Source organism: Agromyces allii (assembly GCF_009749385.1).
GTDB classification, from domain to species: domain Bacteria; phylum Actinomycetota; class Actinomycetes; order Actinomycetales; family Microbacteriaceae; genus Agromyces; species Agromyces allii.
In genome coordinates, this window is the sequence record NZ_WBIN01000007.1 from 117,150 (window position 1) to 136,335 (window position 19,186).

Consider the following 19,186-nt stretch of genomic DNA (forward strand, 5'->3'; position numbering starts at 1 on the left):
TCAGTGCGCGAGCGCGGGCAGCCTGCGGTTGCCCGAGCCCTCCTTGCTCTCGGCGAAGGGACGCTCGATGACCTTCGCGCGCACCTTGGTCTGCGCGTGCCGCTCGATCGCCGGGTTCGGCGAGCCGCCGTTCGGTTCGCCCCAGACGAGCTCGACGTCGTCGCCGACCTGCGCCTCGTCGTGCAGCGAGCCCAGCGAGATGAAGCTGCGCGTGTTGGGCGAGTAGACCGACAGGTTCATGAGGCCGACCAGCTCTCCTGCCTTCTCGACGCGGTCGAACTGGCTGGCCGTGTAGGTCGCCATGGGCGTCTCGAGGTACTTGAAGCGGTCGGCGCCCGTGTTGTACATCGAGGCGTAGATCGCGGCGACGTCGTCGCGGTTCCACTCGATCCAGGCCTTGCGGCGGTGCTTCTCGCCCTGGCGGGCCTCGAGCGCCTCGCGGCCGATGAAGTCGTGGTCGAACTTGGCGATGTGGGTGTACCCGATGTCCCAGGGGGTCACGTAGTAGTCCTCGACGCGCTCGCCGATGAAGCTGCCGCCGAGGGCGAGCGTGCCCTCGAACGAGCGGGCGTTCTGCCACTCGCGGAAGGGCTTCATCGCCTCTTGCGTGTAGATCGCGGGCAGGGTGTTCGCGATCCAGCCCGACTCGGTGGCCACCGCGGCGTAGGCGCGACCGCCGATCTGGGTGATGCCGTACTCGGCCCCGGCCTCGAGCAGCGTGGCGCGCACGCCCTCGAGGTCCTCGTACGGGCCGAAGAACTCCAGGCCAGGGAACCCCGACATGCGGTGGTTCAGCGCGGTCGCCTCGTAGGCGCCGATCCTGAACTGGCCCATGTGGAAGAACTTGATCTCGGGCATGGGGCCGCCGTTGACCTTCTCGAAGATCTCGTTCGCGAACGGGCCCTGCAACTGCAGGCGGTAGAGCTCGCGTCCCTTCGGGTTGAGGATCGCGCGCTCGTCCTTGCGGACGGTGACGTTCCAGTCGCCGGTCTCGGCGTGGAACTGCACCCAGTTCAGGGCCGGCGGGCGGCCGACGATGCGGACGAGGTTCTCGCCGAGGCAGAACAGGATCGCGTCGCCGACCATGTTGCCGTCGTGGCCGACGGCGATGAGCTGCTTGGCCTTCATCGGGCCGAAGTTGCGGAAGCTGTTCGCGCCGATGTGCTCGAGCAGGCGGAACACGTCGGGGCCCTCGACGATGAGGTCGGGCATGTGCAGCGAGAGGTCCATGAGGGCGACCGTGGTGCGCCAGGACTCCATCTCGTCGCGCCAGTTCGTGAACTCGGGCTTGACGGGGAAGACGTAGGCGCCGGAGCGGCCGCTGCGCAGGAGCTCGAGGGCTCCGCCGGCCTGTTGGATCTCTTCTTCGAGGGTGGCCATGGTGGTCCTTTCGGGGTTCTCGGATCGCACGACATCGTGGGAACGATCGTCACGTTATCAGTCATCTGAAACCTTTGCATCCTTCTCCAAGAATTTCCGTAGTGGATAATGTCTTCAGACACTAGGGAGTCACATGACCGCCGAGACCGCAGCATCCGCCACCGCCAGCGCCACCGCAGGGCGCTCCGAGCCGTCCGCGTGGCTCGACGGCCTGCCCTACCGGCTCTGGCGCGCGAACCAGGCCCTGCACCGGCAGGTCGTGACCGAGATCGAAGACCTGGGCGTCACCGTCACCCAGCTCGGCATCTGCGTGCACCTCGACGAGCTCGGCCACATGTCGGCCTCCGACCTCGCGAGGCTCTTCCGGCTCACGCCGCAGAGCGTGACGACCGCGCTCGGCCACCTCGAGCAGCTCGGCTGGGTCACGCGCCTTCCGCACCCGGTGCACAAGCGGGTCATCTGGTACGAGCTCACGCCGGCCGGCCTCGCCGCGGTGGTCGACGGGCGCGAGCGCGTGGCGCACGTCAACGCGAAGGTCGACGCCCTGCTCGGCCCCGAGACCCGCGCGGCGCTCGTCGAGGCGCTCGCCCTCATCACCGGCGAACTGGGCGACGACCTGCCCGTCGGCACGCTCTGGCCGACGGTGGGCGACGCCCGACGCAACGGGGCGCGCACCGAGCTCTGACGCCCGGCACGGGCCGCGCCGTCAGAGGCGCGCGATGGTCGCGATGTCCTCGAGGAACTCGCGCGCCGCCTCGGCCGAGACGGTCGCCCTGGTCGCGGCGAGCGCCGAGAGGTAGTGCTCGGTGCGCAGGTCGCCCGACACCTCGCTGACGGATGCCGCCTCCGCGCGCAGTGCGCGGGCGAGCGCCTCCTGCGAGGCGCGGCGGGCCGCGTACTCGATGTCGGCGGGCGTGAGCCCCTCGCTCGCGGCGGCGAGCTTGTCGACGTCGATCGTGCCGGCGACCACCGCGGGGATGTACCGGCCCCAGATCGCGACCCGCGCCTCGGCGTCGGGCAGCCCGATCGGGATCACGTAGTCGAACCGGCCGTGGCGGAGGAACGCGGCATCCAGCGCCCTGATGAAGTTCGTCGCGCAGATCAGCAGCCGGCCGTCGCGCTCGCGGAACTCGGCGACGAGCTTCAGCAGCTCGTTCGTCACCCCCTGCGTCGGCGAGGGCGGGTCGCCGCGGCGGCGCGACGCGATCTCCTCGACCTCGTCGATGAACACGACGGCGTGCTCGAGCTCGGCGACCTGCTCGAACGTCTGCCGCAGGGCGGCCGCGAGCCCGCCGGGGGTGTCGGCCATGCGCGAGGGGAACAGCTCGACGAACGGCCAGTCGAGGCGCGACGCGACGGCCTTCGCGAAGGTCGTCTTGCCCGTGCCGGGCGGCCCGAACAGCATCACGGCGCGAGGCGGCACCACCCCGAACCGGTCGGCCATCTCGGGCCGCGAGAGCGGGGTCACGAGGCGCTCCTCGAGCAACTCCTTCTCGTGGCGCATGCCGCTGACGTTCCGCCAGAGGTGGCGCGGCAGCACGCGGCCGCCGACGGACTTCAGCAGGTCGAGCTCACGGCGCTGCACCGGCATCCGCCGTTCGAGGTAGCGCAGCGGATGCCGCGTCTCGAAGCCGTTGGCCGTGAGGCTGTCGAAGCCCGCGCCGTCGTCGGCGACGAGCACCGAGAGCTTGCCGAGGCCGAGCGGGGCCATGCGCCGCTCGAGCGCGTCGAGCAGTCCGCCGCCGGCGCCTCCGTCGTCGCCGCGGCCCTCGTCGCTCCGCCTCTCGTCGCCCGACCGCTCGAGCACGTGGAAGAACACGATCCACCCCTGCGCGTGCGCCGCACGCCCGACGGCCGCGCCCACGAGCTCGTCGTCGCGCACGGCGACGACGGCGTGGTCGGCCTGGCACGAGGCGATCACCTCGGCGAGCGAGTAGACGTGGCTCGACCCGTGGGCGTCGGCGTCCTCCCAGAGGCGCACGATGCCGTCGAGGTCGTCGTCGTGGAAGTCGCGGACGTGGATTCTGCCGGTCGGGGTCATGTCGCTCGCCTTCGCGTCGGCCGGGTGGTGCGCAGTCGGTGCGGCGGGTGGTTCCGCGGCCCGGGGAGACGTCACCCCGGGCCGCGAGTCTCTCACACGGTCGCGTTCGAGCGATAGGCCGTGCGGGCGTACTCGTTGTACGGCGAGAGCTGCACGGTCGCACGGATGCGCTCGAAGCCGAGGTCGGCGTCGGGCGCGGTGCCGTGGCCCGGGTGCTCGCCCCAGACGACCTCGACCTGCGTGCCGGGCGTCGCCGCGACGGTGTCGACGAGCGAGAGCGCGAGCACGCGGCCGACGGGGGCGATGTTCGCGGTCCAGAACGTCATGCCGACGAGCTCGCCGTCGCGTTCGATGCGGAACCGGCCGTAGTCGTAGAGATGGCCGAGGTCGGCGCCGAACACGCGGCGCACGTCGTCCTCGTCGAACTCGAGCGTGACCTTCGTGCGGCGCACCTCGTCGCGTGCGGCCTCGAGGGCGTCGCGGCCGATGAAGTCGTGGTTGAACGAGATCGAGCGGCCGTAGCCGAGCTCCCACGGCGAGATGTAGTAGTCCTCGATGCGCTCCGAGTAGTAGCTGCCCGTGAGCGGCTTCTTGCCCTCGTACGAGAACGCCGAGAGCGACCGGCGGTAGTCCTCGAGGCGGGGGTCGGTGTAGATCGCGGGCGTCGGCGTGGGGATCCAGCCGCTCTCGACGCCGTTCGTGAAGTACGCGAGTCCCCCGACGTGTCGGAGTCCGAGCGGCTCCCCCGCCCGCATGAGCGCGCCCTTGATCGCGTCGTAGTCGGCGAAGTCGCCGATGAACTCGTAGCCGGCCTGGCCGGCCATGCCGTGGCGGAGCGCGCGCACGGGCCGCCCGTCGAGCTCGGTGACGAGCGAGTGGAAGAACTTCGTCTCGGGCAGCGGTCCGCCGAAGGCCGACGCCACGAGTTCGAGGGCGGCGGGCCCCTGGATCTGGAAGCGGAACACCTTCGGGTCGCCGCCGCGACGCACCGACGAGTCGGGGTCGGTCGTGTGCGTCACGTCGTAGCCGCCGCGGTCGGCGTGGAAGTTCACCCAGCTCTGCGATGCGGGCACGCCCGTGAGCACGTAGCGCTGCTCGGCCTCGCGCAGCAGGATCCCGTCGACGATGATGTTGCCGTCGTGCGCGACGGGTACGAACTGCTTGGCCTGGCCGATCGCGAACGACTCGTAGTTGTTCGCACTCACCTCGCTCAGCAGACGCGTGGCGTCGGGCCCCTCGTAGACGGTGTCCGACATGTGGAACGACAGGTCCGAGATCGCGACGGCCGACCGCCACGCCTCCTGCTCGAGCGCCCAGCCGTCGTACTCGGGCTCGACGACCGGCACGGTCCACGGGGCGGTGCCCGGCTGCCACAGCAGGCGCACGGGCGAGCCGGCCCGATCGATGGCCTCCTGCAGCGTGGGGGCGTTGGCGGGTGCGGTCATGGTGGTGCTCTCTTCCTCGAGATGGTGCGGATGCCGCGGGGCGGCGGAGTGCTGGCGGATGCCGCGGGCCGGCGAGCGTTCGCCAGGGCCGGCTCAGCCGGTCGGGCTCACTTGGCGCGGAACGCCTGGATCCACTCCGACGTCGCGGTGAGCCCGCCGAACGTGTAGAAGTGCAGGCCGACGCGGCCGTGGCGGGCCTCGTCGTATCCGGCGGCGAGGCCGGTGATGAGCTTGTCGGGGCCGGCCGTGCCCACGAGGTTCGCGAGCGAGAAGCCGTACTTCTTGATGATCATGGCGTTGGCGCCGACGCCGAACCGGGTCGCGAACGCGATGAGGCGCTTGACGCCCGCCGGCCCCGGCACGCCGATGCGGATCGGCAGGTCGATGCCCTCGGCGCGCACGCGCTCGATCCAGGCGAGCACGGCCTCGTCGTCGAACGCGAACTGGGTGAGGATCGTGCCGTCGAGGCCCTGCTTGGCGAGCGAGTCGGCCTTGCCGCGAAGGGCGTCCCACAGCAGCTCGTCGTCGATGTCGGGATGCCCCTCGGGGTATCCGGCGATGCTGACGTGGCGCACGCCGTACTCGGGCAGCAGGCCCGAGCGGATCACGGTCTCGGAGTCGGCGTAGGGACCCGCGGGGGTCGCGGGGTCGCCGCCGACCGCGAAGACGCGCTCGCTCGCGCCGGCATCCCGAAGCGCACCGAGGTACTGCTCGAGTTCGGCGCGGCTGGCGAGCCGTCGTGCCGAGATGTGCGGCACGGGCGCGAAGCCGCTCTCGAGCACGGCGCGGGCGGCCGCGAGGCGCATCGGCAGGTCCTCGTTGCCGAGGAACGTCACGTTCACGCGCGTGCCCGCTGGGATGAGCGGGGTCGCCTGACGCAGGTCGTCGACGTCCTTGCCGGTCATCTCCAGCGAGAAATCGGTGAGCAGGTCCATGGGGGTGAGCACTTTCGTCATTGAAGAGCCTTTCGAACGTCGGATGTGAGAACACCGGATGCCGCGGGCCTCGGCCGTGCGACTGCGGCGGGTGGGGTGCGGCGAGCGACGACGGGCGGGTCCCGGCCGCCCGCCGCCGCGGGCTAGAAGACGACCGTCTCGCGGCCGTTGCGCATGACGCGGTCCTGGCAGTGCCAGGTGACGGCGCGGGCGAGCACGGCGCGTTCGACGTCGGCGCCGCGGCGCTGCAGGTCGGCGGCGGTGTCGCTGTGGGTGACGCGCACGACGTCCTGCTCGATGATCGGGCCCTCGTCGAGGTCCTGCGTCACGTAGTGGGCGGTCGCGCCGATGAGCTTGACGCCCCGCTCCTTGGCCTTGCGGTAGGGGCCCGCGCCGATGAACGCCGGCAGGAACGAGTGGTGGATGTTGATGACGGGCACGCCGATCTGCTCGAGGAAGTCGCCCGAGAGGATCTGCATGTAGCGGGCGAGCACCACGAGGTCGACGTTGCCCTTCAGCAGCTCGACGATGCGGGCCTCCGCGGCGGACTTGTCGACGCCGCCGGACGGCACGTGCACGAACGGGATGCCGAACGACCGCACGTCGTCGGCGACATCCGTGTGGTTGGCGATCACGAGCGGCACGGTCATGGCGATCTCGCCGCGGCGCTGGCGCCAGAGCAGGTCGAGCAGGCAGTGGTCGCTCGTCGAGGCGAGGATCGCGACGCGCTTGGGCACCGAGCGGTCCGAGAGGGTCCACGTGAGGCCGAGCCCCTTGCCGAGCAGCTTCGCGAGCGACTCCTCGAGCGCGGGCCGCACGGCGGCGTAGTCGTTCACGTGGAACACCGTGCGCTGGAAGAAGCGCCCGCCCTCGGGGTCGTCGGTGTGCTGGTCGAGCGAGACGATGTTCGCCCCGTTCTCGGAGAGGGCCGACGAGATGGCCCGCACGAGGCCGGGGCGGTCTTCGCCGTGCACGAGCAGGACGCCCTCGTCGGAGGGCAGGCGCAGGCCGAGGTTGGGCGTGCGGGGTGCGACGATCGTCATTGTTCGCGCTCCTTCTTTGTTTCAGTTGACTGAAACATTACCATCCGACTTCAACCGCACAAGGGTTTGCGATGCAGGATCGTGCACGTACGAATGCAGAAACGGCGCGCATCGGATGTCGATGCGCGCCGTCCGGGCACGTGCGGATTCCGGAGCGGGCAAGCCTCGGCCCGACCGCTCGTCGGAGCTACCGGGTGCGGGCCTCCAGCGTCGTCGGGTCGACCTTCGCGTACCCGCGCACGTCGGGGAACGGCGGCACGCGGTCGGCCTGGAGGTCGACCTGGAAGGTGTTCAGGCACATGGAGAGCAGCGTGAAGTTGCCGAGCAGGCCGATCGCGTCGACGAGTTGCTGGTCGGTGAACACCTCGCGGGCGCGGGCGAACGTCTCGTCCGACACGAAGTGCGTCGTGAGCAGCTCGGTCGCGAACGCGTGGAACGTCGCGAGCTCGACGTCGTCGCCGAAGTCGGGCTCGCCCCACGTCGCGAGCGCTTCGACGGCCTCGGCCGGGATGCCGGTGGAGATCGCCTTGTCGAGGTGCGAGTTCCACGAGAACTGCGCGTCGAAGTGGCGCGAGGCGACGAGCAGCGCGTACTCGCGGATGCGCTCGGGCATGCTGCAGTCGAAGCGCACGAACGCGCCGAGCGCCTCGACCCGGTCGCACAGCTCCGGGCTGTGCAGCCAGACCTTGAACGGTCCGCCGATCTTGCCGCGCTTGGCGATGATGCGGTCGGCGAGCGCGCGCTGACGCTCGTCCATCTCGGCTTCGGGAATGACGTCGAGTCGCATGCTCGGCCTCCGGGGTGCTCGTGGTGCGGGTGTGGAGTGTGCGGAGAAGGGTCTCTCCGCTGGCGAGCGTAGGCGCGCGGCATCCGCTTCGGGATGCCCTGCTGAGCAAGCTCAGCGTGCATCACCCGACGCGATCGGCTGCCTAGCGTTGAGGCATGACGACCATCATCACGTTCGCCGACATCGAGGTGCTCGACCGCGGCGGAGCCGTTCGCACCTGGCCGCTGATCACCTCAGAGACGAGCCGCGGCGAGAACGAGCTCGCGACCGGCATCAGCATCTACCCCGTCGGCGCGGGCGCTCCCCTGCACTCGCACAACTGCGACGAGCAGGTGCTGATCCTCGAGGGCGAGGGCTTCGTCGAGGTGCACGAGGGCGGCAAGGATGTCGCGAGCGGCGTGCTGCGCAAGGACCTCGTGAAGGACGACACGGCCTACGTGAAGGCCGGCACGTTCCACCGCTACCAGAACACGGGCGAGACGCCCATGCGCATCCTCTGGATCTACCCGCAGGCGTACGTCACACGAACGTTCGGCGACACGGGCGTGACGGTCGAGCACCTCACGGCCGAGGACGCGATGGGCGGTCGCTGAGCCACTCCCCGCCGAGATGCCGAAGCGGCCCCCTTCTCGATGGGCCGCTTCGGCGTGTACTCCGGCTCAGACCGTGAGCACGACCTTGCCGCCCGCGTGCCCGGAGGCCACGAGCCGCAGCGCGTCCTTCGCCTCGGCGATCGGGAACGTGCCCGCGATCGCGAGCTCGAGCTCGCCGTCGGCGGCGAGGCCAAGCACCACGGCGCGCTGCGGCATCCGGAACGCGATGCTCGCGGGCGCCATGCCCGCCGAGATCCGCACGCCGGCGTCCTTCGCCCGCGGACCGGGCGCGAGCGTCGCGATCCGTGCGGGGTCGGCCACGAGCTCGAGCGAGACGTCGAGCGCCTCGTCGGTGCCCGCAGCATCGATCGCGGCATCCACGCCCTCCGGGGCGAGTGCGCGCACGCGACCTGCGAGCCCGTCGCCGTAGGTCGTCGGCAGGGCGCCGAGCGCGCGCAGCCGCTCCTGGTTCGCGACAGAGGCGGTCGCCACGACGCGGATTCCCGCGCGTCGCGCGAGCTGGACCACGAGCGAGCCGACCGATCCCGCGCCGCCGTGCACGAGCAACGTCTGCCCGGCCTCCGCGCCCGAGAGCGCGAGCAGCTCGGCCGCCACGACGCCGACGTGCAGGAGCCCCGCCGCGGTGACGTCGTCGACGCCGTCGGGCAGCGCGAACACGTCGCTCGCGGCCACGGTCAGCTCGGTCGCGAACGCGCCGGCGATCTTGAACGCCACTACCCGGTCGCCGACGCGCACGTCGCCCGTCGCGATCGAGGCGCCCTCGCCGACGGCGGTGACGATGCCGGATGCCTCCTGGCCGATGCCGACCGGCAGCAGCGACGGGTCGGCGTTCCAGCCGCCCGAGAGCGACTTCGCGTCGGACGGGTTGACCCCGACCGCCGTGACGCGCATGCGCACCTCACCTGGCCCGGGAGCCGGCACCTCCACGTCGACGAACTCGATCGCGTCGATGCCGCCGTACTCGGGCAGCACCCACCTGCGCGCCATGCTCAGCCGACCTCGATCGGTGCGGGCACCGCGACGCCCAGCGTTCCGGCGACCTCGACGAGCTCGTCCCAGAGCTTCTCGCCCACGGGGATGCCGTCGGCCGAACGCTGGTCGAACGTCTCGGCTCCGCGCTGGCCTGGCACGATCACGCGGTCGGAGCCGGCGGCGACCGGCAGCGCCTGGATCGTCTCGACCGTCTCGTCGACGTTGGCGGCGAACTCCTCGGGCGAGCCGACCGCCGACGGGTCGATCGCGATGAGCGTCGCGTTCTGGCGGTGCTTGCGGCCGTCGGGCGCTCCGCCGTGGAAGCCGGTGAGGATCGGCGCGGTGACGAGCACCGACGTGAGCAGCTCGAACATGAGCGAGAGGCCGGAGCCCTTCGCGCCGCCCACGGGCAGCGGGATCTTCGCCTCGTTCGGGTCAGTCGTGGGCGTGCCGTCGGCCGTGGTCGCGGCGCCCTCGGGCAGCGGCGTGCCTGCCCGCTTGAACTGCGCGATCTTTCCGAGCGCGATGACCGCGGTCGCCATGTCGAGCAGCACGGTGGGGTGCGCGCCCGTGCCCGGCACGGCGATCGCGAGCGGGCTCGTGGCGACGGATGCCCCGGCCGCTCCCTCGTAGGCCATGTTCGGCATGCCCGCGACCATGCCGAGCCCGACGAGGCCGGCGTCGGCGATGCGCGACGCGTAGTAGCCGATGGCCCCGGTGTGCACGGTGCCGCGGACGCTCACGAGGGCGATGCCCTGCTCGCGCGCCCGCTCGATCGCGAGGTCGGCCGCGCGCGTGAGCGCGACCGGGCCCGGTGCGCGGTCGGCGTCGACCACGACGACGCCCGGCTTCGACGAATCCACGGTGATGTCGGGCGTCGCGTTCGCCTCGCCGCTCGTGAAGAGCTCGAGGTAGCGCGGCACGCGGGCCAGGCCGTGGGAGTCGACGCCCCGCAGGTTCGCCCAGACGAACACGGGCGCCGCGACCGCGGCATCCGCTTCGCTGACGCCCGCGGCGACGAAGAGATCGGTGATGAACTGCTCGAGTGCAGCCGGGGTGACGTTCACGGAGCCGGGCATGTGAGGGCCTTTCGAAGGTGCCGCAGCGATGCGGCAGGAGGTGCGGGACGTACGGGACGACGAGTGGGTGTCGGTTCGCAGCGTGCGAACGATGGTGCGGAACGGGCCGGCGATCGCGCCGACCCGCTCCGGGTCTCAACGGCTGACGGCGACGTTCACGATCGCGGTCGTGCCGGCCTTGACGGCCGCCGCGGCCTCGGCGAGCACACGATCGAGCTCGCTCGCGTCGTCGACGGCCGCGTGGAACATGCCGAACGGCGCGGCGAACGCCGACAGCTCGGGCTGGGTCGAGAGGTCGACGCCGAGGTGGTTCGAGGTCGCCACGGCCGAGCCCTCCGGGTAGAACCGCAGGTGGTTCATCTTCATCGACAGGTACTTCCTGTTGTTGAAGATCACGATGAGCAGGGGCAGCCCGAGGTCTTTCGACGCGAGCAGGGACTGCACGACCGGGTTGTAGAGGAACGCCCCGTCGCCGATGGTCAGCACGACGAAGCCGTCGGCCACCGCGAGCTTCACGCCGAGCGCGACCGCGATGCCCTGGCCGAGCCCGCCCTGCACGTAGAAGTACGAGTCGGGGCGCTGCCAGCCGACGTGCCGCTGCACGACCCGGCTGTGCGTGATCGTCTCGTCGACGACCACGGCCCGCTCGGCCTCGACGAGCCCGCGCAGCTTCACGCCGAGCAGCACCGGGTCGATGCCGGACGCGCCGGACGCGCCGGACCCGCCCGCCCCGCCGGAACCCGCCGCCGCGAGCGCACGCTGCTCTGCGGCATCCGTCGCCGACCGCCACGCATCACGACCCGAGGCGAACTGCGCACCGCGCGCCGCGAAATCGCCGCCGCGCTCGAGCGTCGCCTCGCGCAGCTGCTCGAGCGTCTCGGGCAGTGCGCCCTCGAGGTAGTGGTCGGCGTTCAGCACCTGGTAGACGATGTGCGGACGCTGCGGAACCTCGTCGATGACGACCGTCTTCGCCTTCGCGGGCTTGCGGCTCGGCGGGTAGTACGGGGCACGGCAGTTGACGAGCAGGATCAGGTCGGCGTCGTCGATGTAGGGCTCGAGCTCGCCGCCGAGGTGCACGGGGCTGTCCTTCGGCAGGTTCGCGCAGACGGCCGAGGTGGGCTCGATCACGCCGATGCCGAGGTCTTCGGCGAGCGCGCGCAGCGCCTCGAATCCGCCGGGCTCTCGGCCGGCGGTCTCGGTGATGATGATCGGGCGCTCGGCCGCGGCGAGCAGGTCGGCCACGGCCGCGATGTCGGCGGGGTCGCTCTGCCGGCGGCCGCGCGGCACGACGGCCTTGCGCACGGGGCGCTCGCCCGCCTCGAGCAGCACCTCGAGCGGCACGTTGAGGTAGGCGGGGCCTGCGGGCTGGCGTTCGGAGAGCTCCCCCGCGCGCTTGACCAGGTCGTACAGCGTCGACACCGAACCGGCCATCTGCGACCACTTCGTGAACGGCTGCGCGATCTGGTGCGTGCCGCCCACGATCGAGAGGTTGCGGTACCACTGGCCGCCGGGGTCCTGGCCGGGCCCGTCGCCGTAGGTGAGCGACTCCGACGAGGCGACCACCATGGGCACGCCGGCGAGCAGTGCGCCGTGCACGGCCATCGAGCCCTGCAGCAGGCCTGGGGCCGCGTGCAGCAGTACGGCCTGCACGCGACGGGTCACGAGTCCGTAGCCCGTGGCCATGCCGGCCGCCACGGTCTCGTGCGTCAGGTCGAGGTAGCGGGGTGCGGCTTCGCCCTCCGCCTGGCGACGAGCGAACGCCTCCCATGCCGGGGCCCATTCGGACCCCGGCGAGGAGAAGACCACGTCGACGCCGAGGTCGGTGAGCGCATCGATGAGCAGCTCACCGCCGTCGTACGTCTTCGTCATGTCAGTTCCCGGCTGCCGCGCCGACCGTGACCGCCTCGGCTTCGGCGGGGATCTCCCAGTCGAGCACCTTGCAGATGCCCTTGCCCATGATCCAGTCCAGCTCCTCGGGCGAGAAGGAGTAGTACTTCGTGAATTGCTCGATCGTATCGGTCCACGTCAGGCCGTGGCCGAGCAGGCGCGTGATGTCGGTGCCGAAGTGCGCGCGCTCGGGGCCCATCTTGTCGACGACCTCGTGCACGTACTTCTCGATGTTGTAGTTCGGGAAGGGCTGGGTCGAGTACCCGGGCAGCGCCGAGACCTTGACCGAGATGTTGGGGTGCACGTGCAGGTCGGCGGTCTCCTGCACCCAGTAGCCGATGGCGTCGTCGACGCAGCGGGCCATGATGCCCATGTGGTCGATGATGATCTTCAGGTCGGGGTGCTTCTCGGCGATCTGGCCGAGCTCCGCCTTCCAGATGGGCGCGTGCACCATGGTCGGGATGCCCAGCTTCTCGGCGAGCGGCCAGTACCAGTCGTTGGTGCCGTCGATCATCCAGTTGCGGTCCTGCGGGCGGTGGAACGTGAGGCGCACGCCCTTGATGTGCTCGCTGTCCTTGATGAGGTGCAGCAGTCGCTCGCCCTCTTCGGGGTCGTTCTGCGGCACGCGCGCCATGATGCCGAAGCGGCCGTCGTACTGCTCGGCGGCTTCGAGCGCGTAGTCGATGCGGTCGCCCTCCCAGGAGGGCGGGAGGATGAGGGCGCGGTTGACGCCGGCCTCATCCATGAGCGAGACGGCCTCTTCTGCGAGGAACGCCTCCTCACGGTGGCCGTTGAGACGGATGCGCTCACGCGCGCCGGGCACCCAGGGGCGATCCGGCGTCTCTTCCTTCCAGAGGTGGATCTGCGAGTCGACGATGAACACGGGGTCTTTCCTTCAGGTCGTGAGGGAGCGCCGTTCGGTGCCGCGGTTCCGCGGCAGGCACCCACCGACCCATCGAGCTCGGGCCGGTGAAGCGAAGCTATCCCGGGGTCGAACGCGGTTCCAGCCTCGGCGACGCACCTTTAGTTGACGCATCGTGCACGCTCATCGGGCCCATGCGCTCGCGGCGGATGCTTTGCTGGAACGGGCCGCTCTGCTCACGAGCGACACGAAGGAGAAGACGACGATGACGGATGCCGCGACGGCACGAACCAGGCCGACGTCACCGGCTGCACGCGGGGCGTCCGATGCCCGCCGTGCGCCGGCCGACCCGGCCTCGCCCTTCTTCCGCGCCGGCGGGCGCCTGCGCTTCACGGCTCGCGAGGTGGTCGTGTCGGCCGTGTCGCGACCGGTCGACGAGTACGTGCGCGTGACGTTCTCCGGCGCGGATCTGGCCGACTTCGAGAGCAACGGGCCGACCGACCACGTGCGCGTGTTCTTCCCCGACCCGGCGACGGGCGAGCTCGTGGCCCCGGTCGCGGCCGGCCCCGGGGAAGACGGCATCGTGCGCCCCGACGGCCCCGTGGTCTCGCGGGACTTCACCCCGCTGGCGCCGCGCACCGACACGGCGACGGGCGCCCGCTCGTTCGACCTCGACTTCCTGCTGCACGACGACCCGGGGCCCGCGGCGAGCTGGGGTGCCGCCGCGAAGGTCGGCGATCGGCTCGTCGTCGTCGGCCCGCGCGGATCGAAGGCGGCGCCGCAGAACGCCGCACGCGTGCTGTGCGTCGTCGACGGCACGTCGCTTCCGGCCGCCGGCCGCTGGCTCGCCGAGGTTCCCGCGACGACCGCGGTCGAGGTGGTCTTCGACGACTCGGCCGCCGAGGCCGAGGGCGATCTCGTGTGGGTGCGCACGTACCTCCGCGGCGCCTCGGGCCGCGAGGCCTCCGTGCGCAGCAGCTCCGGCGACCTCGCCGACGAGGTGCTGCGACTCGGCGTCGACGCCGGTACGTTCGTGTTCGCCGCCGGCGAGGCCTCCCGGCTGGTGGGCCTCCGGCGCCTGCTCAAGGCGGAGCTGCGGCTGCCCCGCGACCAGTACGCGCTGAGCGGCTACTGGAAGCGCGGCACCGTCGGCTTCGATCACCACGCGCCGATCGATCCCGACGACCTGGAGGACTGAGCGGCACCCGTGCGCCTGGCTGTGCAGAACGGAAAACCAGCGATCGGGGTTACCCGTATGATGCTCGGGCGGGTCGGGCCTGCGAACGTACCCGGGGGCGGGGTTCGAGAACAGGGCGTACGCCTTCGCCCCTCCCGATCCCGGCGTCGCCCGTCGTCGCGGATCACCCCTGAACCCACCGGAGGCCCACCGTGGGCACGCTCGTCTACAACGGCAACGGCAGCATCCCGATCGACGACCGCCTGCTCGCGCACCTGCAGGTCGTGATCATCGACAAGCTGCGCCGTCAGGAGTTCTTCGCCTTCACCTGGGAGCTCGGTGGCCGCGAGTCCACCGTGTGGTTCGGTCCGTCGATCGCGCTCGAGTTCGTGTACTCGGGCGGGCGCGTGCCGTCGCTCAACCGAGCCTGGCTGCACCAGCTCGCCGAGGCCGCGTCGTCGAACGCCGGCCTCTCGGCGCTGCCCGAGCCGCAGATGCCCGGTGCCCCGGCGCCCGCGGTTCCGGTGCCGGCCATGGCGCGGTCGCTCGCCGCGTCGACCCCGGCACGCGCGACCGTCTGACCGTCCGTCCGTCCGTCCGCTCGTCCGTCCGACCGGCCTGACCGGGGCGGATGCCTCAGCGCGCCGCAGCCCAGTCGAGCAGCTGCTCGACCGGCCAGGTGTTCACGATCCGCTCGGCGGGCACCCCATTGGCCTCGGCGCGGGCGGCTCCGAGCTCGAGGAACGCGAAGTGCCCCGGAGCGTGCGCGTCGCTGTCGATCGAGAAGCGGCATCCGGCCTCGAGCGCGAGCTGGATCAGGTCGTCGGGCGGGTCCTGTCGCTCGGGGCGCGAGTTGATCTCCACCGCCACGTCGTGCTCGGCGCACGCGTCGAACACGGCCCTCGCGTCGAACGTCGACTGCGGGCGCGTGCCGCGCGACCCCTCGACGAGCCGCCCGGTGCAGTGCCCGAGCACGTTCGTGCGCGGGTTGCGCACCGCGCGCAGCATCCGCTCGGTCAGCTCCTTCGACTCGGTGCGGAGCTTCGAGTGGATGCTCGCGACGACCACGTCGAGCCGCTCGAGCATCTCGGGGCTCTGGTCGAGCGAGCCGTCGAGCAGGATGTCGACCTCGATGCCCGAGAGCAGGCGGATGCCTCCGCCGGGCCGCGCATCGCGATTCAGGCGGGCGAGCACGTCGAGCTGGTCGAGCAGGCGCTCGACGCTGAGGCCGTTCGCGATCGTGAGGTTCGGCGAGTGGTCGCTGACGACGAGGTACTCGAGCCCGACCAGTTCGGCGGCGCGGGCCATCGTCGAGATGGGCGTCGTGCCGTCGGACCAGTCGGTGTGGCTGTGCAGGTCGCCGCGGAGCTTCGCCCGCAGACCCGTCGGCGCCGCGCCCGCGGCCGGCCCGCTCTTCTCCCGGAGCGCCAGGAGGTAGGTCGGCACCTCGCCGGCGACCGCCTCGGCGATGACCGCGAACGTCGTGTCGCCGATGCCCGCCGTGCGCTTCAGCCGGCCGTCGCGCACCCGCTCGGCGAGCTCGGCCGCCGGGATGTCGCCGATGATGCCGGCCGCCTTGCGGAACGCCTTCGACTTGAACGCCGACGCCCGGTCGCGCTCGAGCAGGAACGCGATCTCCTCGAGTGCCGCGATCGGGTCCATCCGCCCATTCTGGCGCGGACGTGTCGGGCGGGCTAGAGCTCGACGACCGTCATGCCCGAGCCTGCGGCCCCGGCCGTGCCCATCGCGGCGAGCGCGTCGGGCACCTCGTCGAGGCTGATGCGACGGCCGACGAGCTCGATCGGGCGGAAGAACTCCTCGGCGACGGCGCCGAGCATCGACGGGTACTCGTGCGCGGCCATGCCGTGGCTGCCGAGGATCTCGAGCTCGCCCGCGATCACGGCGTCCATGGGCATCGCGGCGAGCGCGCTCGTGCCGACCATGAGGCCGATCTGCACGTGCCGGCCGCGCTTCTTCAGGCTCTGCACCGAGGCGAACGCCGTCTCGCTGCTGCCGAACGCGTCGACCGAGACGTCGACTCCGCCTCCGGATGCCGCGAGGATGCGCTCTGCGGCACCCTCGCCGCCGCGCACCGGCACGGCGCCGAGCTTCTCGGCCGCGTCGAGTGCGGCATCCGACACATCGACGCCGTAGACCGTGACGCCCGCGGCGACGGCGATCATGATGGCCGAGAGGCCGACCCCGCCGCATCCGTGCACCGCGATCTTCTCGCCCGGTGCGAGGCGGCTGCGCGAGATGATCGCGCGGTAGGCCGTCGCGAACCGGCAGCCGAGCGAGGCGGCCTCGACGAAGCCGAGTGCGTCGGGCAGACGGATGAGGTTGAGCTCGGCCTCGTCGACGACGACGTACTCGGCGAACGAGCCCCAGTGCGTGAAGCCGGGCTGCGACTGGGCGTCGCAGACCTGCTCGTTGCCCGAGAGGCACTCTGAGCAGCGTCCGCACGCGCAGATGAAGGGTGCCGTGACGCGGTCGCCGACCGCCCAGCCCGAGTCGGAGTCGATCTCGGAGCCGAGCTCGGCGATCTCGCCTGCGAACTCGTGGCCGGGCACGTGCGGCAGCGAGATGGTGTCGTCGTGGCCCATCCAGCCGTGCCAGTCGCTGCGGCAGACGCCGGTCGCGCGAACCCTGATCACCGCGCCGCGCGGCGGGCATTCGGGTTCGGGCACGTCGGCGAGCTCTGGTCGCTCGCCGAATTCGCTGAAGAGCACGGCACGCACGGGTCCTCCGTTGGGTCGACGGATGTCGCAGCTGAACGGGCGGGCCGCGTCGGGGTCGGCGGGGCGCTGGGGGACGCGCATCCGCCACGCGGCTTCGCTGGCGACAGGATGCGAGCCTACCGGCCCGCGCGGGCCGGGCGCGCGCGCTCGTGCTGGGCTGGGCTGGTGACACTCGGATGAAATTGTGGAACAATCGCGCACATGCGTTTCGTCGTGGCCGTACTGCTCGCGTCCGTGTGCTTCGGCACCACGGGTGCCGCCCAGGCGCTCGGGCCCGACGCCGACCCGGTCTCGATCGGCGCGGCGCGCATCCTCATCGGCGGCGGGGCGCTCGCCCTCGTGGCCGGCCTCACGACCTGGCGGCGCCGCACGTCCACGGCGACCGGGGCGACAGGGGCGGCATCCGGGGCAGCGGCTGCGGCGGCGAGGCCGGCGGTCGGGGCCCGCTCGCGGCATCCGCTCGGCACCGTGGTCGTGATCGCGATCGGCGCGGCCGGCGTGCTCGCCTACCAGCCCGCGTTCTTCGCCGGCACGGCCTCGAACGGGGTCGCGATCGGCACGGTCGTCGCCCTCGGATCGGCCCCCGTCATCACGGGCGCGTTCGACTGGGCGCTGCGTCGACGGTTCCCGGGTCGCCGCTGGCTCGTCGCGACCGCGATCGCGACGGTCGGCGTCGCCGTGCTCGCGGCGGCATCCGACCCCTCGCAGGCCGCGTCGAACCCGCTCGGCATCGCCGCCTCGGTCGCCGCGGGCGCCTCCTACGCGGTCTACACGCTCGCGGCGAAGCACCTGCTCGACCGGGGCTGGTCGCCCGCCGGGAGCATGGGCGCACTGTTCGGCACCGCGGCCGCGGCGAGCCTGCCGATCCTGCTGTTGACGGATGCCGCGTGGCTGACCACCGGCCCCGGTCTCGCGATGGCCCTGTGGCTCGGCCTCGTCGCGACCACGCTCGCCTACACGCTGTTCGGCGCGGGGCTCGCCGGACTCTCGCCCGCCGTCGTCTCGACGCTCACGCTCGCCGAGCCGATCACCGCGAGCGCGCTCGGCGTGCTCGTGCTCGGCGAGACCCTCGCGGCGGGATCGGTGCTCGGCCTCGCGATCCTCGGGGCCGGCATCGTCGTGCTCGCGTCGAGCGGATGTCGGAGGTCGAACGTACGTTCGAAGACATGGACATCATCCTCATCCCCGGCTTCTGGCTCGACGCCTCATCGTGGAACGACGTCGTCCCCCTCCTCGACGAGCAGGGGCACCGCACCCACCCAGTGACCCTGCCAGGGCTCGAGTCGGTCGACGCCGACCGCTCGCGCATCGGGCTGCGCGAGCACATCGACGCCGTCGTACGGCTCGTCGACGGCCTCGACGAGCCCGTGGTGCTCGTCGGCCACTCCGGCGGCGGCGCCATCGCGTACGGCGTGGCCGACCGTCGCCCCGACCGCGTCGCCCGCATCGTCTACGTCGACGCCGGCCCCCTCGCCGACGGCCAGGCGATCAACGACGCGCTTCCCGTGGTCGACGGCGAGATCCCCCTGCCCGAGTGGGAGGAGTTCGACGAAGCCGACCTCGTCGACCTCGACGACGAACTCCGCGGGGCGTTCCGGGCGCGCGCGGTGCCGCAGCCCGCCGCGGTGGCGAACGACCCCCTCGTGCTGCACGACGAGCGCCGCTACGACGTGCCGATCACGGTGATCGCGTGCGAGTTCCCGAGCTCCGTCCTGCAGGAGTACCTCGCGTCCGACGCGCCCTTCACGCGCGAGCTCTCCCGGGTGCGGCAGGTCGACTACGTCGATCTGCCCACGGGGCACTGGCCTCAGTTCACGAAGCCAGTGCAGCTGGGGCAGGCGATCGCCGCGGCGATCCGCTGACGCTTCGGGTCTGCGTCTGGCGGTTCTCCGTCTGGCGGGTTTCCGCCTGGCGGTTCTCCGCCGATCGGAGTTCCGTCGGCCGGATCTCCTGCCGGGTCGTCACCCGACCGGCGTTCGCCTGCCCCGGCTGCACGCTGTCGATGGGGCCGCCCGGCCGCGAGTACCAGTGGTCGACGCCTCGACCGCAGGTGCAGGCGAGTTCGACGGTCTCCTGGAGACCGGCTGCCTTGAAGAGTTCACGGTGCGGCACGGTAGGGGTGCTCTGGCGGCGCATGGGGCTTGCTCCCGTCGCTCACGGCACGCCGACTGCGTGCCCTCACCTGAGAGACGCGAATCCGGTCCGATCATGACGCCGATGTCGCGA

General features: G+C 71.6%; 18 protein-coding genes. 6 read left to right on the plus strand and 12 right to left on the minus strand.

What is annotated here, in order from left to right; genetic code table 11:
• Positions 1–1,380: an aminomethyl transferase family protein gene (locus tag GQR16_RS10330; protein WP_157415054.1), complete on the minus strand. Its 1,380-nt coding sequence runs from the start codon at positions 1,378–1,380 to the stop codon at positions 1–3.
• A gap of 133 nt (positions 1,381–1,513) precedes the next feature.
• Here GQR16_RS10330 and GQR16_RS10335 point away from each other — a divergent pair, with 133 nt between their 5' ends.
• Positions 1,514–2,065 (plus strand): MarR family winged helix-turn-helix transcriptional regulator, encoded by a 552-nt coding sequence (locus GQR16_RS10335; protein ID WP_157415055.1) that lies wholly within the window; start codon positions 1,514–1,516, stop codon positions 2,063–2,065.
• Between the two features lie 21 nt (positions 2,066–2,086).
• Here the strand turns inward: GQR16_RS10335 and GQR16_RS10340 are convergent, their stop codons facing one another.
• The 5 genes from GQR16_RS10340 to GQR16_RS10360 form a co-directional block, all read right to left on the minus strand.
• Positions 2,087–3,421 (minus strand): ATP-binding protein, encoded by a 1,335-nt coding sequence (locus GQR16_RS10340; RefSeq protein WP_157415056.1) that lies wholly within the window; start codon positions 3,419–3,421, stop codon positions 2,087–2,089.
• A gap of 92 nt (positions 3,422–3,513) precedes the next feature.
• The gene (locus GQR16_RS10345; RefSeq protein ID WP_157415057.1) at positions 3,514–4,866 is read right to left on the minus strand and encodes an aminomethyl transferase family protein; all 1,353 of its coding nucleotides are present in this window, start codon (positions 4,864–4,866) and stop codon (positions 3,514–3,516) included.
• A gap of 107 nt (positions 4,867–4,973) precedes the next feature.
• Entirely contained in the window at positions 4,974–5,822 is an 849-nt protein-coding gene (locus tag GQR16_RS10350) for a methylenetetrahydrofolate reductase (protein ID WP_157415058.1), read from the minus strand.
• 122 nt (positions 5,823–5,944) lie between these two features.
• Positions 5,945–6,844 (minus strand): formyltetrahydrofolate deformylase, encoded by a 900-nt coding sequence (gene purU, locus GQR16_RS10355; protein WP_157415059.1) that lies wholly within the window; start codon positions 6,842–6,844, stop codon positions 5,945–5,947.
• 187 nt (positions 6,845–7,031) lie between these two features.
• On the minus strand, positions 7,032–7,631 hold the full coding sequence (locus GQR16_RS10360) for a carboxymuconolactone decarboxylase family protein (protein WP_157415060.1): 600 nt from the start codon (positions 7,629–7,631) through the stop codon (positions 7,032–7,034).
• 155 nt (positions 7,632–7,786) lie between these two features.
• Between GQR16_RS10360 and GQR16_RS10365 the strand changes: the two genes are divergently transcribed.
• Positions 7,787–8,224, plus strand: a complete 438-nt coding sequence (locus GQR16_RS10365; protein ID WP_157415061.1) for a cupin domain-containing protein — start codon at positions 7,787–7,789, stop codon at positions 8,222–8,224.
• A gap of 66 nt (positions 8,225–8,290) precedes the next feature.
• Here the strand turns inward: GQR16_RS10365 and GQR16_RS10370 are convergent, their stop codons facing one another.
• The 4 genes from GQR16_RS10370 to GQR16_RS10385 form a co-directional block, all read right to left on the minus strand.
• Entirely contained in the window at positions 8,291–9,232 is a 942-nt protein-coding gene (locus GQR16_RS10370; RefSeq protein ID WP_157415062.1) for an NADP-dependent oxidoreductase, read from the minus strand.
• A gap of 2 nt (positions 9,233–9,234) precedes the next feature.
• Positions 9,235–10,296: an Ldh family oxidoreductase gene (locus GQR16_RS10375; protein ID WP_157415063.1), complete on the minus strand. Its 1,062-nt coding sequence runs from the start codon at positions 10,294–10,296 to the stop codon at positions 9,235–9,237.
• Positions 10,297–10,431: 135 nt separating this feature from the next.
• Positions 10,432–12,165: a thiamine pyrophosphate-binding protein gene (locus tag GQR16_RS10380; RefSeq protein ID WP_157415064.1), complete on the minus strand. Its 1,734-nt coding sequence runs from the start codon at positions 12,163–12,165 to the stop codon at positions 10,432–10,434.
• Position 12,166: 1 nt separating this feature from the next.
• Positions 12,167–13,066 carry an amidohydrolase family protein gene (locus GQR16_RS10385; RefSeq protein ID WP_157415065.1) on the minus strand — a complete coding sequence of 300 codons (900 nt, stop codon included), beginning with the start codon at positions 13,064–13,066 and terminating at the stop codon, positions 12,167–12,169.
• Between the two features lie 193 nt (positions 13,067–13,259).
• On the opposite strand from GQR16_RS10385, the gene GQR16_RS10390 reads away from it, so the two are divergent.
• Both GQR16_RS10390 and GQR16_RS10395 read left to right on the plus strand, forming a co-directional pair.
• A complete protein-coding gene (locus tag GQR16_RS10390; RefSeq protein WP_246200723.1) occupies positions 13,260–14,243 on the plus strand; it encodes a siderophore-interacting protein in 984 nt (327 codons plus the stop codon).
• A 191-nt stretch (positions 14,244–14,434) separates the two neighbouring features.
• Positions 14,435–14,803, plus strand: coding sequence for a DUF7882 family protein (locus GQR16_RS10395; RefSeq protein WP_157415066.1), 369 nt, complete (start codon positions 14,435–14,437; stop codon positions 14,801–14,803).
• Between the two features lie 55 nt (positions 14,804–14,858).
• Here the strand turns inward: GQR16_RS10395 and GQR16_RS10400 are convergent, their stop codons facing one another.
• Both GQR16_RS10400 and GQR16_RS10405 read right to left on the minus strand, forming a co-directional pair.
• Entirely contained in the window at positions 14,859–15,884 is a 1,026-nt protein-coding gene (locus tag GQR16_RS10400; protein ID WP_157415067.1) for a PHP domain-containing protein, read from the minus strand.
• 32 nt (positions 15,885–15,916) lie between these two features.
• Positions 15,917–17,041 carry a zinc-dependent alcohol dehydrogenase family protein gene (locus GQR16_RS10405; protein ID WP_343032906.1) on the minus strand — a complete coding sequence of 375 codons (1,125 nt, stop codon included), beginning with the start codon at positions 17,039–17,041 and terminating at the stop codon, positions 15,917–15,919.
• 120 nt (positions 17,042–17,161) lie between these two features.
• On the opposite strand from GQR16_RS10405, the gene GQR16_RS10410 reads away from it, so the two are divergent.
• Both GQR16_RS10410 and GQR16_RS10415 read left to right on the plus strand, forming a co-directional pair.
• Positions 17,162–18,226: a DMT family transporter gene (locus GQR16_RS10410; protein WP_157415068.1), complete on the plus strand. Its 1,065-nt coding sequence runs from the start codon at positions 17,162–17,164 to the stop codon at positions 18,224–18,226.
• A complete protein-coding gene (locus GQR16_RS10415; RefSeq protein ID WP_157415069.1) occupies positions 18,127–18,822 on the plus strand; it encodes an alpha/beta fold hydrolase in 696 nt (231 codons plus the stop codon). The genes GQR16_RS10410 and GQR16_RS10415 overlap by 100 nt, the downstream gene beginning before the upstream one ends.
• The last annotated feature ends 364 nt before the right edge of the window (positions 18,823–19,186 follow it).